This window comes from Streptomyces neyagawaensis (assembly GCF_023516595.1).
In the GTDB taxonomy this organism is placed as follows: domain Bacteria; phylum Actinomycetota; class Actinomycetes; order Streptomycetales; family Streptomycetaceae; genus Streptomyces; species Streptomyces neyagawaensis.
Window position 1 is genome coordinate 1 of the sequence record NZ_JAMGBG010000045.1, and the last position, 1,296, is coordinate 1,296.

Consider the following 1,296-nt stretch of genomic DNA (forward strand, 5'->3'; position numbering starts at 1 on the left):
CACGGGTGTGGGTGAGTCCGAGGTTGATCAGTCGGCGGAGGTTGAGGGCGGCGGCCCGGGTGTGGAGCCAGGTGTCGTTCTTGATGGTGCCGCGGTAGCGCAGGCGCCGGTTGCCGTGGTGGACGAGCCAGGCGACGGCGCGTTCGACCGGTGGCCGCCAGCGGCGGTAGTCGGCCTGCCAGGCGGGGTCGGTGGTGGCCTGGTGGCGGGCGGAGGTCTGGATGTTGTGATGGGGCCGGATGGTCAGGATGCGTCCGGCCCTGGCTTTGGTGCACCGCTCGCGCAGGTGGCATCCGGTGCATAAGTCCCCGAAAGAGGCTTTGCGCTGGTGGTGCTGCCCGCCGGGGCCGGACAGGGCAACCGTGTGTCCGGACGGGCAGGTCACGACGGCGGCTGTGGTGTCGATGGCGAAGTCGTCGAGGGTGAAGCCGCCGCGGACGGCGGGCCGCAGCGGGGCGGGCTTGATGAACAGCCGGTGCCCGGCCTCGTGGAGGGCCTGGCGGACATCGCCGCTGGAGTAGGCGGTGTCGCCGAAAACGTCCAGCGGGTTGTCCTCGTCGGCGAGCAGGTCCAGGCCGACGGTGGCCTCGTGGTGTTCGGCTCCGGCGCCGGGCCGCAGGGCGACGGCGGTGTATAAGCCGGTCTCGGGCTCGATGGCCAGGTGGGCCTTGAAGCCGTCCTGCTGGTGGCTGCGGGTCTTGTGGGTGTGTCGGGATTCAGGATCGACGGTGGAGACCACCCGGCCAGGGGCGGTGCCCCGGGTGATGCGCCAGCGGCCGTCACGGCCGTCGGAGTCCTCGGCGGGTTCGACGTCCTGGCCGGCGACCAGGGCCAGGATGCCCACCGCGTTGGCCGCCCTTTCGCCGAGTTGCTGGTCGGGGAGGTGACCCAGCAGCCGCAGCGCGTCCGTGACCAGCGCGTCGACCAGCTCGGCGCGGGCCTGCTCGTCGTTCCAGGCGATGCGGGGCTTGCCCGGGTCGGTGTAGTCGTGCGCGCCGCACTGGGCAGCGGCGACCACGTCGGCGCCGGGGACCTCGCGGACCACCGCGCGGACGGCGGCGATGATCTGGGTGACGGTGTCCTGGGTGGCGACCGCGTCGTCCAGCACGGTGGAGTCCAGCGCCCGGCGGTGCTTGCCCTTGAGGACGCCGGTGGCCTTCACGACCTCGCGCACGGCCTCGAAGACGCGGTTCGGGCGGGCGGAACGGGCCAGCCGGCGGCGGAAGTAGGCCAGCAGCGACGGGTCGAAGGCCATGTCGTGAAGGCCCAGCCCGCATCCGGCCTTCCACCGCAGGT

At 72.5% G+C, this 1,296-nt stretch carries 1 protein-coding gene; it reads right to left on the reverse strand.

The features are described from left to right. On the reverse strand, positions 1-1,296 hold a 1,296-nt coding region (locus M8J73_RS20300), incomplete at both ends, for a transposase (protein ID WP_249828907.1).